13 protein-coding genes are annotated in these 14,694 nt (G+C 57.8%); 10 read left to right on the top strand and 3 right to left on the bottom strand.

Going from position 1 to position 14,694, the window contains the following annotated elements:
• Positions 1–134: 134 nt before the first annotated feature.
• The 3 genes from pldA (at position 135) to rhtC (ending at position 3,606) form a co-directional block, all read left to right on the top strand.
• The gene (gene pldA / locus ACMWKK_RS19375) at positions 135–1,004 is read left to right on the top strand and encodes a phospholipase A (protein WP_045330257.1); all 870 of its coding nucleotides are present in this window, start codon (positions 135–137) and stop codon (positions 1,002–1,004) included.
• A gap of 90 nt (positions 1,005–1,094) precedes the next feature.
• On the top strand, positions 1,095–2,924 hold the full coding sequence (recQ, locus tag ACMWKK_RS19370; RefSeq protein WP_045330254.1) for an ATP-dependent DNA helicase RecQ: 1,830 nt from the start codon (positions 1,095–1,097) through the stop codon (positions 2,922–2,924).
• Positions 2,925–2,985: 61 nt separating this feature from the next.
• Positions 2,986–3,606: a threonine export protein RhtC gene (rhtC, locus tag ACMWKK_RS19365; protein ID WP_032644787.1), complete on the top strand. Its 621-nt coding sequence runs from the start codon at positions 2,986–2,988 to the stop codon at positions 3,604–3,606.
• Here rhtC and rhtB read toward each other — a convergent pair.
• Complete coding sequence (gene rhtB / locus ACMWKK_RS19360) at positions 3,603–4,223, bottom strand: homoserine/homoserine lactone efflux protein (protein WP_008501533.1); 621 nt, start codon at positions 4,221–4,223, stop codon at positions 3,603–3,605. The two genes, rhtC and rhtB, sit on opposite strands and share 4 nt — an antisense overlap.
• A 109-nt stretch (positions 4,224–4,332) precedes the next feature.
• Between rhtB and pldB the strand changes: the two genes are divergently transcribed.
• The 3 genes from pldB to ACMWKK_RS19345 all read left to right on the top strand — a co-directional run bounded on the left by pldB (position 4,333) and on the right by ACMWKK_RS19345 (position 7,139).
• The gene (gene pldB / locus ACMWKK_RS19355; protein ID WP_045330252.1) at positions 4,333–5,325 is read left to right on the top strand and encodes a lysophospholipase L2; all 993 of its coding nucleotides are present in this window, start codon (positions 4,333–4,335) and stop codon (positions 5,323–5,325) included.
• 31 nt (positions 5,326–5,356) lie between these two features.
• Positions 5,357–6,157 (top strand): sugar/pyridoxal phosphate phosphatase YigL, encoded by an 801-nt coding sequence (gene yigL / locus ACMWKK_RS19350; protein WP_021242854.1) that lies wholly within the window; start codon positions 5,357–5,359, stop codon positions 6,155–6,157.
• 82 nt (positions 6,158–6,239) lie between these two features.
• Positions 6,240–7,139 (top strand): carboxylate/amino acid/amine transporter, encoded by a 900-nt coding sequence (locus tag ACMWKK_RS19345; RefSeq protein ID WP_112781699.1) that lies wholly within the window; start codon positions 6,240–6,242, stop codon positions 7,137–7,139.
• Here the strand turns inward: ACMWKK_RS19345 and metR are convergent.
• Positions 7,027–7,980 carry an HTH-type transcriptional regulator MetR gene (gene metR, locus ACMWKK_RS19340; RefSeq protein WP_112781700.1) on the bottom strand — a complete coding sequence of 318 codons (954 nt, stop codon included), beginning with the start codon at positions 7,978–7,980 and terminating at the stop codon, positions 7,027–7,029. The two genes, ACMWKK_RS19345 and metR, sit on opposite strands and share 113 nt — an antisense overlap.
• A 115-nt stretch (positions 7,981–8,095) precedes the next feature.
• Between metR and metE the strand changes: the two genes are divergently transcribed.
• Positions 8,096–10,357 carry a 5-methyltetrahydropteroyltriglutamate--homocysteine S-methyltransferase gene (metE, locus tag ACMWKK_RS19335; protein WP_112781701.1) on the top strand — a complete coding sequence of 754 codons (2,262 nt, stop codon included), beginning with the start codon at positions 8,096–8,098 and terminating at the stop codon, positions 10,355–10,357.
• An 81-nt stretch (positions 10,358–10,438) separates the two neighbouring features.
• Here metE and ACMWKK_RS19330 read toward each other — a convergent pair whose 3' ends face one another.
• A complete protein-coding gene (locus tag ACMWKK_RS19330; protein ID WP_045330242.1) occupies positions 10,439–11,245 on the bottom strand; it encodes a dienelactone hydrolase family protein in 807 nt (268 codons plus the stop codon).
• Between the two features lie 255 nt (positions 11,246–11,500).
• Here ACMWKK_RS19330 and udp point away from each other — a divergent pair, with 255 nt between their 5' ends.
• The 3 genes from udp to ubiE all read left to right on the top strand — a co-directional run bounded on the left by udp (position 11,501) and on the right by ubiE (position 14,681).
• On the top strand, positions 11,501–12,262 hold the full coding sequence (gene udp, locus ACMWKK_RS19325) for a uridine phosphorylase (RefSeq protein WP_003860792.1): 762 nt from the start codon (positions 11,501–11,503) through the stop codon (positions 12,260–12,262).
• Between the two features lie 139 nt (positions 12,263–12,401).
• Entirely contained in the window at positions 12,402–13,859 is a 1,458-nt protein-coding gene (rmuC, locus tag ACMWKK_RS19320; protein WP_112781702.1) for a DNA recombination protein RmuC, read from the top strand.
• A gap of 66 nt (positions 13,860–13,925) precedes the next feature.
• Positions 13,926–14,681, top strand: a complete 756-nt coding sequence (gene ubiE, locus ACMWKK_RS19315) for a bifunctional demethylmenaquinone methyltransferase/2-methoxy-6-polyprenyl-1,4-benzoquinol methylase UbiE (RefSeq protein WP_045330237.1) — start codon at positions 13,926–13,928, stop codon at positions 14,679–14,681.
• Positions 14,682–14,694 lie beyond the last annotated feature (13 nt).

Genomic DNA, 14,694 nt, shown 5'->3' with positions numbered 1-14,694 from the left:
TGTTGATTTTATGCCTCAACAATACGGATTTCCACTTTCAGAAACGAGGATGCAGCAGTTGTCGCAGAAGTCTGTAGAATGTTCGCCACATAACTATTCAATCAATTTTACTCTTTAGCAGGAGAACACCACCGATGCGGACGTATCTGGCCTGGTTACTGGCGGCGGTTTCGCTGCCCCTCACAGCCTATGCGCAGGAAGCGACAATCAAAGAGGTGCATGATAAGCCTGCCGTTCACGGTAGTATTATCGCGAACCTTCTTCAGGAGCATGACAATCCGTTCACGCTCTATCCGTACGACACCAACTACGTGATCTACACCCAGACCAGCGATATGAACAAGGAGGCAATAAGCTCCTATAACTGGTCTGATAATGCGCGTAAAGACGAGGTGAAGTTCCAGCTGAGCCTTGCCTTCCCGTTCTGGCGCGGTATTCTGGGGCCAAACTCGGTGTTTGGGGCTTCTTACACGCAGAAATCCTGGTGGCAGCTCTCAAACAGCGCGGAGTCCTCGCCGTTCCGTGAAACGAACTATGAGCCGCAGCTGTTCCTCGGCTTCGCAACGGATTATGAGTTTGCGGGCTGGACGCTGCGCGATGTCGAAGTGGGCTTTAACCACGATTCTAACGGACGCTCCGATCCAACCTCCCGCAGCTGGAACCGCGCCTATACGCGTCTGATGGCGCAGAACGGTAACTGGATGGTGGAAGTGAAGCCGTGGTATGTGGTTGGCAGCACGGATGACAACCCGGATATCACCAAATACATGGGCTATTACCAGCTCAAAGTCGGCTACCAGCTAGGTGATGCCGTGCTGAGCGCGAAAGGGCAGTACAACTGGAACACCGGTTACGGCGGTGCGGAAGTGGGCTTAAGCTATCCGGTAAGCAAGCATGTCCGCCTTTATACGCAGGTTTACAGCGGCTACGGCGAGTCGCTTATCGATTACAACTTCAACCAGACTCGCGTCGGCGTGGGCGTAATGCTGAACGATATTCTCTAGGCTGCTCGAATGTTTTTGCGTTAAACGTTGAAGTTTCTCTCTCAGGCGCTGAAAATAGCGCCTGTTTCATTTCTGGCATATGGGGTTAACGTGGCGCAGGCGGAAGTATTGAATCAGGAGTCGCTGGCTAAACAGGTTTTGCATGAAACCTTTGGCTTCCAGCAGTTCCGCCCTGGCCAGGAAACCATCATTGAAACGGTGCTGGAAGGTCGTGATTGCCTGGTGGTGATGCCGACCGGCGGCGGGAAATCCCTCTGCTATCAGGTGCCCGCGCTGGTGCTTAACGGCCTGACGGTCGTGGTATCTCCGCTCATTTCGCTAATGAAGGACCAGGTTGACCAGCTGCTCGCCAACGGCGTGGCGGCGGCCTGCCTTAACTCCACGCAAACCCGGGAGCAGCAGCAAGAGGTGATGGCCGGGTGCCGCACCGGGCAGATCCGCCTGCTGTATATCGCCCCGGAACGCCTGATGCTGGATAACTTCCTCGACCATCTTGCGCACTGGAACCCGGTCCTGCTGGCGGTGGATGAAGCGCACTGTATCTCCCAGTGGGGGCACGATTTCCGCCCGGAATACGCCGCCCTCGGCCAGCTCCGTCAGCGCTTCCCCGAGCTGCCTTTTATGGCGCTGACCGCCACGGCGGATGACACCACCCGCCTGGATATCGTTCGCCTGCTCGGGCTGAACGACCCCTATATTCAGGTCAGCAGCTTCGACCGCCCGAACATCCGCTACATGCTGATGGAAAAGTTCAAGCCGCTGGATCAGCTTCTGCGCTACGTCCAGGAGCAGCGCGGCAAGTCCGGCATTATCTACTGCAACAGCCGTGCGAAGGTGGAAGACACCGCCGCGCGCCTGCAAAACCGCGGCTTTAGCGCCGCCGCGTATCACGCCGGATTAGAGAACCACATCCGCGCCGACGTGCAGGAGAAATTCCAGCGTGACGACCTGCAGATTGTGGTCGCGACGGTGGCGTTTGGCATGGGCATCAACAAGCCCAACGTGCGCTTTGTGGTGCACTTCGACATCCCGCGCAATATCGAATCCTACTATCAGGAAACCGGCCGCGCCGGGCGCGACGGTCTGCCTGCGGAAGCGATGCTGTTTTACGATCCGGCCGATATGGCGTGGCTGCGCCGCTGTCTCGAGGAAAAACCGCAGGGACAGCTGCAGGATATCGAACGCCACAAGCTCAACGCGATGGGCGCGTTTGCCGAAGCGCAAACCTGCCGTCGTCTGGTACTGCTCAACTACTTTGGCGAAGGGCGGCAGGAGCCGTGCGGCAACTGCGATATCTGCCTGGATCCGCCAAAGCAGTACGATGGCCTGATGGACGCGCGTAAGGCGCTCTCAACCATTTACCGCGTGAATCAACGCTTCGGGATGGGCTACGTGGTGGAAGTGCTGCGCGGCGCGAATAACCAGCGCATCCGCGACATGGGTCACGACAAGCTGCCTGTCTACGGTATTGGCAAAGACCAGAGCCACGAGCACTGGGTCAGCATTATTCGCCAGCTGATCCACCTCGGCTTTGCCACGCAGAACATTGCTCAGCACTCCGCGCTTCAGCTGACGGAAGCGGCGCGTCCGGTACTGCGCGGTGACGTTGAGCTCAAGCTCGCCGTGCCGCGCGTGGTCGCCCTCAAGCCTCGGGTGATGCAAAAATCCTACGGCGGAAACTACGACCGCAAGCTGTTCGCCAAACTGCGCAAGCTGCGTAAAGCCATTGCTGACGAAGAGAACATCCCGCCTTACGTGGTGTTCAACGACGCGACGCTGATTGAGATGGCCGAGCAGATGCCGCTCAGCGCCAGCGAAATGCTCAGCGTCAACGGCGTGGGAACGCGCAAGCTGGAGCGCTTCGGGAAAGAGTTTATGGCGCTCATCCGCTCTCACGCCGACGGTGATGATGAGGAGTAGTCAGCCGGGCAAAAAAGTGCCAGGATGATGACTCACTGAATTATTTCCCCGCGAGTTAATTATGCTGATGCTATTTCTCACCGTGGCGCTAGTGCATATCGTTGCGCTGATGAGCCCGGGCCCTGACTTTTTCTTCGTATCACAAACGGCCGTCAGCCGCTCCCGCAAAGAGGCGATGATGGGCGTGCTCGGTATCACCATGGGCGTTATGGTCTGGGCGGCGGTTGCGCTGCTCGGTCTGAACCTGATCCTGGCGAAGATGGCCTGGCTGCATAATATCATTATGGTGGGCGGTGGGCTGTACCTGTGCTGGATGGGCTACCAGATGCTGCGCGGGGCGCTGAAGAAAGAAGAGAAAAAGCCGGAAGAGCCAAAGGTGGAGCTGGCAACGGGCGGCCGCAGCTTTGTGAAAGGGCTGCTGACCAACCTGGCGAACCCGAAAGCGATCATCTATTTCGGCTCCGTGTTCTCGCTGTTTGTCGGCGATAGCGTTGGCGCGGGCGCGCGCTGGGGCATCTTCCTGCTGATCGTCGTTGAAACCTTTGCCTGGTTCACTGTCGTCGCCAGCCTGTTCGCCTTACCGGCAATGCGCCGTGGCTACCAACGCATTGCGAAGTGGATTGACGGCTTCGCCGGCGCGCTGTTCGCCGGCTTCGGCATTCATCTCATCATTTCTCGCTAAGCATGACGCGCTGACGCAAGCAGCGCGCCAACCAGCATAAACAGCGAACCAAAGACTTTATTCAGGGCCTTCATCTGCTTAGGCCCTTTTATCCACGCTGCAATCCGCTGCGCGAGCGTCGCGTAACCAATCATCACGATGATATCGACGATAATCGTGGTCGCGCCCAGCACCACGTACTGCATCACCTGGGGCTGATGCGGCACGATAAACTGCGGGAACAGCGCGGCGAGGAACACGATGCTTTTCGGGTTGGTCAGATTGACGAACACCGCACGCTTGAACAGATGGCCGCGGTTTTGCGTCTGAGCGAGCGTATTCAGGTTGATGGAGCCTGCCGCGCGCCACTGCTGAATGCCGAGCCAAATCAGATACGCCGCCCCGGCCCATTTCAGCACCTCAAACGCCAGTACGGAGCGGGAGAACAGGGTTCCCAGACCAATCCCGACCAGCACGATATGAATGCCTAGCCCGGTCTGCAAACCGGCAATGGATGCCGCCGCCCCGCGATACCCATGGTTGATGGAGGTGGTCATGGTGTTAATAGCGCCCGAGCCCGGTGAAAGACTGAGGATGATGGATGTCAGCAGGTAAGCGAACCACCACTCAAAGGTCATTTGAAACTCCCGAATTGTCTGTTTTTATGCCACAATACGCTATTGTTGAGTCATTTTGTGACCGGTGACGAAAAAACGATATTCCTTGGCTTAGGTGAGTAGAAACCCGATGTTTCAGCAGAAAAAGGACTGGGAAACACGAGAAAACGCATTTGCTGCTTTCTCCATGGGGCCGCTGACCGATTTCTGGCGCCAGCGTGAGGAAGATGAGTTTACGGGCGTCGGGGGCATCCCGGTACGCTTCGTTCGTTTCCGTGATGAAAAAAATGACCGGGTGATTGTGGTCTGCCCCGGGCGCATTGAAAGCTACGTTAAATACGCCGAACTGGCTTACGATCTGGTCCATATGGGGTTCGATGTGCTTATCATCGACCACCGTGGACAGGGGCTGTCCGGCCGCATGTTGCCTGACACGCACCGTGGGCACGTCGATCGCTTCAGCGATTACGTCGACGATTTCGCCGCGTTCTGGGAGCAGGAAGTGCAGCCCGGCCCCTGGCGTAAGCGGTACATCCTTGCGCACTCCATGGGGGGTGCGATATCGACGCTGTTTTTGCAGCGTTATAAACACCAGTGCGATGCCATTGCGCTGACCGCGCCGATGTACGGTATCGTCATACGTTTTCCCGACTGGATGGTCCGCCATCTTCTCGACTGGGCTGAGGGCCATCAGCGCATTCGGGAAGGCTACGCCATCGGGACAGGACGCTGGCGCGCGCTGCCGTTCGCCATCAACGTCTTAACCCACAGTCGGCAACGCTATCGCCGCAACCTGCGCTTTTATGCCGATGAGCCGCGTTTACGCGTGGGCGGCCCGACCTGGCACTGGGTGCGGGAAGGTATTCTTGCCGGCGAGCAGGTGCTGGCGGGTGTCGGCGATGACGACACGCCAACGCTCCTGATTCAGGCGGAAGAAGAGCGTGTGGTCGATAACCGCATGCATGACCGCTATTGTGAACTGCGCGCTGCCGCCGGTCACCCTTGTGAAGGGGGGAAACCGCTGGTTATTCACGGTGCGTACCATGAGATCCTTTTTGAAAAGGACGCTATGCGCTCGGTCGCGCTCAACGCCATTGTTGATTTTTTCAACGGGCATAATTGATTCTTGTTTTCCACCAGAGGTTGAAATCCCTATGTACCAGGTTGTTGCATCTGATTTAGATGGCACGCTGCTTTCCCCCGACCACACCCTGTCGCCTTACGCGAAAGAGACCCTGAAGCTTCTGACCGCCCGTGGCGTAAACTTCGTGTTTGCCACCGGCCGCCACCACGTCGACGTGGGGCAGATCCGCGATAATCTCGAGATCAAATCGTACATGATCACCTCCAACGGTGCGCGCGTGCATGATACTGACGGCAACCTGATTTTTACCCATAACCTGGATCGCGATATTGCCGCCGATCTGTTCGGCGTGGTGCATAACAACCCGGCTATCGTCACGAACGTTTACCGCGACGACGACTGGTTTATGAACCGCCACCGCCCGGATGAAATGCGTTTCTTCAAGGAAGCGGTATTCAACTACTCCCTGTACGAGCCGGGCCTGCTGGAGCCGGAAGGGATCAGCAAGGTGTTCTTTACCTGCGACAGCCACGAAGAACTGCTCCCGCTGGAGCAGGCGATCAACGCCCGCTGGGGCGATCGCGTGAACGTCAGCTTCTCAACCCTGACCTGCCTGGAAGTGATGGCCGGTGGCGTCTCCAAAGGTCACGCGCTGGAGGCGGTAGCGAAACGTCTGGGCTTCGAGCTGAAAGACTGTATCGCCTTCGGTGACGGCATGAACGATGCCGAAATGCTCTCTATGGCGGGCAAGGGCTGCATCATGCAGAACGCGCATCAGCGTCTGAAAGATCTGCACCCGGAGCTGGAAGTGATCGGTTCCAATGCTGACAACGCGGTGCCGAAGTATCTGCGCAAACTGTTCCTTGAATAATCTTCATTTGATTGTTTATTGCTCAGATGTCAACTAAAGAGTTCGCTACAATGCCTCTCCTTCTTTCAGAGAGACAAGCATTGTGGCGCTACTCATTATCACCACTATCCTGTGGGCCTTCTCCTTTAGCCTGATTGGCGAATACCTTGCCGGCTCGGTCGACAGCTACTTCTCGGTGCTAATGCGCGTGGGGCTGGCGGCGCTGGTGTTCCTGCCGTTTCTGCGCGCGCGCGGGCAATCGCTGAAAACGATTGTGCTGTACATGCTGGTTGGGGCGATGCAGCTTGGCATCATGTATCTGTTTAGCTTCCGGGCCTACGTTTACCTGTCCGTCTCCGAATTTCTGCTCTTTACCGTGCTTACGCCGCTCTACATCACGCTGATTTACGACCTGCTCAGCAGACGCCGTCTGCGCTGGGGATACCTCCTGAGCGCGGCGCTGGCGGCGATCGGCGCGGCGATTATTCGCTATGACAAAGTCAGCGATCACTTCTGGACCGGGCTGATGTTCGTCCAGCTCGCCAACATCAGTTTTGCCATCGGCATGGTGGGCTACAAGCGCCTGATGGAAACCCGTCCGATGCCGCAGCATAACGCGTTTGCGTGGTTCTACATGGGCGCCGCGATTGTCGCGGTGGCGGCGTGGTTTATGCTGGGGAACCCGCAAAAGCTGCCGACCACCGGCGTGCAGTGGGGAGTGCTGGTCTGGCTGGGCGTCGTAGCATCCGGGCTGGGGTACTTCATGTGGAACTACGGCGCGACGCAGGTCGACGCCGGTACGCTCGGGATCATGAACAATGTGCATGTCCCGGCAGGGCTGCTGGTTAACCTCGCCATCTGGCAGCAGCAGCCGCACTGGCCGAGCTTCCTTATTGGGGGAGCGGTGATCCTGGCTTCGCTGTGGGTACATCGCCGATGGGTCGCTCCGCGCTCCGCACGAACGGAAGATGGTCGCACGCGTGGTTCCGCGCTGAGCGAATAAACGCCTCCGTAATCGGCTGACGCTGCTCGCCATCACGCACGGCGGCGTACAGTCGGCTCCACAGTCCTTCACCCAGGGTTTTGGTCACCACCAGGCCCTGGCGTTCAAAGCTCTCCACCACCCAGTGCGGCAGCGCCGCAATCCCCATTCTGGCCGCCACCATCTGGATCAGCAGCAGCGTGTTATCCACGCTTTTTAGCTGCGGGCTAATGCCTGCTGGCTGCAGGAAGTGTCGCCAGATATCCAGACGACTGCGCTGGACCGGATAAATCAGCAGCGTTTCGGTCGCAAGATCTTCCGGCGTGATGCGCGTTTTTGTCGCCAGCGGATGGTCCGGCGCCAGCACCAGACGCACTTCATAATCAAACATCGGCGAATAGTGCAGACCGCTGCGCGGCAGGATGTCAGAGGTCATCACCAGATCCAGCTCGCCCTGCTGCAGCGAGGGCTGCGGGTCGAACGTGACGCCGGATTTAAAGTCCATCTCCACCTGCGGCCACTTCTGGCGGAAGTTCTCAAGCGCGGGGGTCAGCCACTGAATACAGCTGTGGCACTCAATGGCGATACGCAGTTTGGTCTGCTGCGGTTCGTTACACGCCTGCAGCGCGCTGGCGATTTGCGGCAGCACCTGATTCGCCAGCTGAAGCAGAATTTCACCCTGCGGCGTAAAGCGTAGCGGCTGACTCTTACGCACAAAAAGACGGAAGCCGAGGCGCTGTTCCAGATCGCTGAACTGGTGAGAAAGCGCGGACTGGGTCTGGTGCAGCGTGGCCGCCGCCGCCGCGAGCGAGCCGCAGTTCCGCAACGCTTGTAGCGTTTTCAGGTGTTTAATCTCGATCATGAAAGTCCTTCACTTCGCCATGAACATATTGCGCTTGAGGAATATACAGTACCTGCCAATTATAGATGTGTAAACATCTGGACGTCTAAATAACCAATTTCATAAGGGGCTCACCATGACAATCCGCAATCACACTCTCGGTTTCCCTCGCGTTGGCCTGCGTCGCGAGCTGAAAAAAGCGCAAGAAAGCTACTGGGCGGGTAACGCCACCCTTGAAGAACTGCTGGCGGTGGGACGCGAGCTGCGCGCCCGTCACTGGGAGCAGCAAAAACAGGCGGGCATTGACCTGCTGCCGGTGGGCGATTTCGCCTGGTACGACCATGTTCTGACGACCAGCCTGCTGCTGGGCAACGTGCCGGCTCGTCATCAGAACAACGATGGATCGGTAGATATCGATACCCTGTTCCGCATCGGCCGTGGCCGTGCGCCAACGGGTGAGCCAGCGGCAGCGGCGGAAATGACCAAGTGGTTCAACACCAACTATCACTATATGGTGCCGGAGTTCGTAAAAGGCCAGCAGTTTAAACTGACCTGGACGCAGCTTCTGGACGAGGTGGACGAAGCGCTGGCGCTGGGCCACCAGGTGAAACCGGTGCTGCTCGGGCCGGTAACGTACCTGTGGCTGGGCAAAGTGAAAGGCGAGCCGTTTGACCGACTCAGCCTGCTGAAGGATATTCTGCCGGTCTACAAACAGGTCCTGATTGAGCTGGGCAAACGCGGCATTCAGTGGGTACAAATCGACGAACCCGCGCTGGTGCTCGAACTGCCGCAGGCATGGCTCGATGCCTTCAAACCGGCGTATGACGCGCTCACCGGTCAGGTAAAACTCCTGCTGACCACCTATTTTGAAGGCGTCACGCCGAACCTGAAGACCATTACCGCGCTGCCGGTGCAGGGCCTGCACGTTGACCTGGTCCACGGCAAAGACGATGTGCTGGAGCTGCACAAGCGCCTGCCTGCAGACTGGCTGCTCTCCGCCGGGCTGATTAACGGTCGTAACGTCTGGCGCGCCGATCTCACCGAGAAATATGCACAAATCAAAGATATCGTCGGCAAACGTGAGCTGTGGGTGGCCTCGTCCTGTTCCCTGCTGCACAGCCCGATCGATCTGAGCGTGGAGACCCGCCTGGATGCCGAGGTGAAAAGCTGGTTTGCCTTCGCCCAGCAAAAATGTGAAGAGCTGGCGCTGCTGCGCGACGCGCTGAACAGTGGCGACACGGCGGCGATTACCGAATGGAGCGCGCCGATCCAGGCACGTCGTCACTCGGCGCGCGTGCATAACCCGGCGGTGGAAAAACGTCTGGCGGCTATTACCGCCCAGGACAGCCAGCGCCAGAGTCCGTATGAGGTGCGCGCGGAAGCCCAGCGCGCCCGCTTCAACCTGCCTGCATGGCCGACCACGACGATCGGCTCTTTCCCGCAGACTACGGAGATCCGCGGCCTGCGTCTGGACTTTAAAAAGGGCAATCTGGACGCGAATCACTACCGTACCGGCATTGCGGAGCACATCAAGCAGGCGATTATCGAGCAGGAGCGTTTAGGTCTGGACGTGCTGGTGCACGGTGAGGCCGAGCGTAACGACATGGTGGAATACTTCGGTGAGCACCTGGACGGCTTTGTGTTTACCCAGAACGGCTGGGTGCAGAGCTACGGCTCCCGCTGCGTGAAGCCGCCGGTGGTGATCGGCGACGTCAGCCGCCCGGAACCGATCACCGTGGAGTGGGCCAAATATGCCCAGTCTCTTACCGACAAGCCGGTTAAGGGCATGCTCACCGGGCCTGTGACCATTCTCTGCTGGTCGTTCCCGCGCGAAGACGTGACCCGTGAAACCATCGCGAAGCAAATCGCGCTGGCGCTGCGCGATGAGGTGGCGGATCTGGAGGCGGCGGGCATTGGCATTATCCAGATTGACGAACCGGCGCTGCGAGAAGGTCTGCCGCTGCGCCGCAGCGACTGGGATGCCTACCTGAAGTGGAGCGTAGAGGCTTTCCGCATCAACGCATCGGTGGCGAAGGACGACACGCAGATCCACACCCACATGTGTTACTGCGAATTTAACGACATCATGGATTCCATTGCCGCGCTGGACGCCGACGTGATCACCATTGAGACCTCGCGTTCAGACATGGAGCTGCTGGAGTCGTTTGAAGAGTTCGACTACCCGAATGAAATCGGGCCGGGCGTGTACGACATCCACTCCCCGAACGTGCCGAGCGTGGAGTGGATTGAGGCCCTGCTGAAAAAAGCCGCCCAGCGCATTCCGGCAGAGCGCCTGTGGGTGAACCCGGACTGCGGCCTGAAAACACGCGGCTGGCCGGAGACGCGTGCGGCGCTCGCCAACATGGTGAAGGCGGCACAGAACTTGCGTCAGGCGTAGTGGCGCTGGGTTGCCGGGTGGCGCTAACGCTTACCTGGCCTACCTGAAGGCCCGGTAAGGCGCAGCCGCCACCGGGCTTTTTTAGGCTTTCTTCCCGCCGTACTGGCTAAACCACGCCAGCATCCGCTGCCAGCCATCCTGGGCTGATTCCGCGTGATAGCTCGGACGATAATCGGCGTTAAACGCATGCCCGGCATCCGGGTACACCACAATCTCCGCCTTTGCGTTTGCCGCACGGAGCGCATGGCGCATGGTCTCTACCGAATCAAGCGAAATCCCGGTGTCCTGAGCGCCGTACAGGCCTAACACCGGGGCATTTAACTCGGTAGCGATATCCACGGGATGTTTCGGCGAATTCAGCGTTTTTTCACCCACCAGTTTGCCGTACCAGGCGACAGCGGCTTTGAGCTGCGGATTGTGCGCAGCATACAGCCAGCTAATGCGTCCGCCCCAGCAGAAACCGGTGACCAGCAGACGGTGCGGGTCGCCCCCGTTGCGCGCCGCCCAGCTGGCGACGTGGTCGAGATCGGCCAGCACCTGCGCGTCCGGGACTTTGCTGACCAGGTTGCTGAGCAATGTGGGAATATCGCTGTAGTCGTTCGGATCGCCCTGACGGAAGTAGAGCTCTGGCGCAACGGCCAGATAGCCTTCCAGCGCCAGACGGCGACAGAGGTCGCGAATATGTTCATGAACGCCAAAAATTTCCTGAACCACGATCACGATGGGCAGCGGACCCTCTGCCGATTTTGGCCGCGCGTGATAAGCGGGCATATTCTCCCCCTGCGAGGGAATGGAGGTCTCGCCCGCCGTGATGGCCTCTTCTGAGGTTGAAACGATGGTTGAAGCAAGCGGGGCCGCAGCAGGTGCAAAACCGGTTTTTTCAGTCATGGCATTCTCCGTACCAATGAGTTAGCGCAAAGGTAAATATAGACACCAGGTTAACAACTCACAGTGCCTTAAACGGTCTATCTTTTGTGCAGCACCTGGCGATATAACTTGTTAATGTGATGTAAATCACTTTTTTATGGAAATTCAATGTAATCATTTTCATTCATGGTGAGGTGCGTCACGAAAATATGCTTACTGCTTCTGTAAAGTACCGTTTTACTTCTTCTGACTAACCGACCCACAGAGGAGTCACCTATGTCTAAGTCTGATGTTTTTCATCTCGGCCTCACCAAAAACGATTTACAAGGGGCTACGCTCGCGATCGTCCCTGGCGATCCTGAGCGTGTGGAAAAGATCGCCGCGCTGATGGATAAGCCGGTCAAGCTGGCTGCCCATCGTGAGTTCACCACCTGGCGCGCAGAGCTGGATGGCAAAGCGGTGATCGTGTGCTCTACCGGTATCGGTGGTCCGTCTACCTCTATCGCTGTTGAAGAGCTGGCGCAGCTGGGCATTCGTACTTTCCTGCGTATCGGTACCACCGGCGCGATTCAGCCGCACATCAACGTCGGCGACGTGCTGGTCACGACCGCATCCGTCCGTCTGGACGGGGCAAGCCTGCACTTTGCACCGATGGAATTCCCGGCAGTGGCGGATTTCGAATGCACCACCGCGCTGGTTGAAGCCGCGAAATCGGTGGGCGCAACCACTCACGTAGGCGTAACCGCGTCGTCCGACACCTTCTATCCGGGCCAGGAGCGTTACGACACCTTCTCAGGCCGCGTGGTAAGCCGCTTCAAAGGCTCAATGGAAGAGTGGCAGTCCATGGGCGTAATGAACTACGAAATGGAATCCGCCACGCTGCTGACCATGTGCGCAAGCCAGGGTCTGCGTGCCGGTATGGTGGCGGGCGTTATCGTTAACCGCACCCAGCAGGAGATCCCGAACGCCGAAACCATGAAGCAGACCGAAAGTCATGCCGTGAAAATCGTGGTAGAAGCCGCGCGTCGCCTGATCTAGTCCTCTCTTCTGAAATCAAAGGCCGACGCGATCGGCCTTTATTTTTTGCGTAGCACCTCGCAGGAAAACCCTTTCAAACTGGACGTTTATACAGCACAATCTTACATTGTGCGGGTAATACGTTGATGCAGGGGGCTTTGTGGATATCTCAATCCTGATTTATGCGGTGATTGCGCTGGCGGGCGTTGCGATAGGCTGGCTGATGTCCAGCTACCAGCACGCGCAGCAGAAGGCCGATCAGCTGGCTGAACGTGAAGAGATCGTCGCCGATTTAAGCGCGACAAAACAGCAGCTTGCCCTGAGCGAGCACTGGCGCGACGAGTGTGAACTGCTCAACAACGAGCTGCGCAATCTCCGTGATATCAACACCTCGCTGGAGGCCGATCTTCGCGAAGTGACCACCCGCCTTGAATCCACCCAGCTGCATGCGGAAGACAAAATCCGCCAGATGATCAACAGCGAGCAGCGTCTCAGCGAACAGTTTGAGAACCTCGCCAATCGAATTTTTGAGCACAGCAACCGCCGCGTTGACGAACAGAACCGCCAGAGCCTGAACAGCCTGCTGACGCCGCTGCGCGAACAGCTGGACGGCTTTCGTCGTCAGGTACAGGACAGTTTTGGACAGGAGGCCCGCGAGCGGCACACGCTGGCGCATGAGATCCGCAATCTTCAGCAGCTGAATGCCCAGATGGCGCAGGAAGCGGTTAACCTGACCCGCGCGCTGAAGGGGGATAACAAAACCCAGGGCAACTGGGGCGAAGTCGTGCTGACCCGCGTGCTGGAAGCTTCTGGTCTGCGGGAAGGGTACGAATATGAAACGCAGGTCAGCATTGAGAACGATGCCCGCTCTCGCATGCAGCCGGATGTAATTGTGCGTCTGCCGCAGGGCAAAGATGTGGTCATTGACGCCAAAATGACGCTGGTGGCGTACGAACGTTATTTCAACGCCGAGGATGACTATATCCGCGAATCCGCGCTGCAGGAGCATATCGCCTCCGTGCGTAACCATATCCGCCTGCTCGGCAGAAAGGATTACCAGCAGCTGCCGGGGCTGCGCTCGCTGGACTACGTCCTGATGTTTATCCCGGTAGAGCCCGCGTTTTTGCTGGCGCTCGACAGGCAGCCTGAACTCATCACCGAAGCGCTCAAAAATAACATCATGCTGGTCAGCCCCACCACGCTGCTGGTGGCGTTACGTACCATTGCCAACCTGTGGCGCTATGAGCACCAGAGCCGCAACGCGCAGCAGATTGCCGATCGTGCGAGCAAGCTGTACGACAAAATGCGCCTCTTCGTGGACGACATGTCTTCCGTTGGTCAGAGCCTGGATCGTGCGCAGGATAACTACCGCCAGGCGATGAAAAAACTCGCCTCCGGACGCGGCAACCTGCTGGCGCAGGCCGAATCATTCCGCAGCCTGGGGGTAGAAGTTAAGCGCGAGATTAATCCGGAATTGGTTGAACAGGCGACCGCTCAGGACGACGAGTTTCGCCTGCGAGAAGGTGTGGATGAACAAAAGACAAACAGTGAAGACAACGCGTTAGCGGCGGATTTGTCTCCGGACGAGCCTCCGGCGCGTTTCTTTCGCGGTGGTTGAAACGTAGGGCAATTGCGCCCAATCTGTTACACTTCACGAACATTTTACTGATAAGCAGGCTCTAAGATGGCTGACGATTCACAAGACACAACGCACTTTGGCTTTCAGACTGTCGCCAAAGCGCAGAAAGCTGACATGGTGGCCCACGTATTTCATTCCGTGGCGGCGAAGTACGATGTGATGAATGACCTGATGTCGTTCGGCATTCATCGCTTGTGGAAGCGCTTCACCATTGACTGTAGTGGCGTACGTCGTGGTCAAACGGTGCTGGATTTAGCCGGCGGTACGGGCGACTTAACCGCGAAATTCTCCCGTCTGGTGGGCGAAACCGGTCGTGTTGTTCTCGCCGATATCAATGACTCTATGCTGAAGATGGGACGCGAAAAGCTGCGTAACATCGGCGTGGTAGGGAATGTGGAATATGTGCAGGCAAACGCCGAAGCGCTGCCGTTCCCGGACAATACCTTCGACTGCATCACGATCTCCTTCGGCCTGCGTAACGTGACCGATAAAGAAAAAGCGCTCCGCTCAATGTACCGCGTGCTGAAGCCGGGTGGACGTCTGCTGGTGCTCGAATTCTCTAAACCGATCGTTGAGCCGCTGAGCAAAGCCTACGACGCCTATTCCTTCCACGTGCTGCCGCGCATCGGTGAGCTGGTGGCTAACGACGCTGAAAGCTACCGCTATCTGGCCGAATCCATCCGTATGCACCCGGATCAGGACACATTAAAAGCCATGATGCAGGATGCGGAATTTGAGAACGTTGAATATTTCAACCTGACGGCAGGTGTCGTCGCGCTGCATCGCGGTTACAAATTCTGAGTGGAGGTGTCTC

This window comes from Enterobacter sp. 01-M-03-SI-ECC (assembly GCF_047530215.1).
Classification (GTDB): domain Bacteria; phylum Pseudomonadota; class Gammaproteobacteria; order Enterobacterales; family Enterobacteriaceae; genus Enterobacter; species Enterobacter chengduensis.
This window is presented reverse-complemented; position numbering and strand designations above follow the sequence as displayed.

What these genes read in the sequence shown, in the direction of transcription:
- ubiE (WP_045330237.1), top strand. Translation starts at nt 13,926, where the DNA reads ATGGCTGACGATTCACAAGACACAACGCACTTTGGCTTTCAGACTGTC.
- yigL (WP_021242854.1), top strand. Translation starts at nt 5,357, where the DNA reads ATGTACCAGGTTGTTGCATCTGATTTAGATGGCACGCTGCTTTCCCCC.
- pldA (WP_045330257.1), top strand. Translation starts at nt 135, where the DNA reads ATGCGGACGTATCTGGCCTGGTTACTGGCGGCGGTTTCGCTGCCCCTC.
- pldB (WP_045330252.1), top strand. Translation starts at nt 4,333, where the DNA reads ATGTTTCAGCAGAAAAAGGACTGGGAAACACGAGAAAACGCATTTGCT.
- ACMWKK_RS19330 (WP_045330242.1), bottom strand. Translation starts at nt 11,245, where the DNA reads ATGACTGAAAAAACCGGTTTTGCACCTGCTGCGGCCCCGCTTGCTTCA.
- metE (WP_112781701.1), top strand. Translation starts at nt 8,096, where the DNA reads ATGACAATCCGCAATCACACTCTCGGTTTCCCTCGCGTTGGCCTGCGT.
- udp (WP_003860792.1), top strand. Translation starts at nt 11,501, where the DNA reads ATGTCTAAGTCTGATGTTTTTCATCTCGGCCTCACCAAAAACGATTTA.
- rhtC (WP_032644787.1), top strand. Translation starts at nt 2,986, where the DNA reads ATGCTGATGCTATTTCTCACCGTGGCGCTAGTGCATATCGTTGCGCTG.
- rhtB (WP_008501533.1), bottom strand. Translation starts at nt 4,223, where the DNA reads ATGACCTTTGAGTGGTGGTTCGCTTACCTGCTGACATCCATCATCCTC.
- metR (WP_112781700.1), bottom strand. Translation starts at nt 7,980, where the DNA reads ATGATCGAGATTAAACACCTGAAAACGCTACAAGCGTTGCGGAACTGC.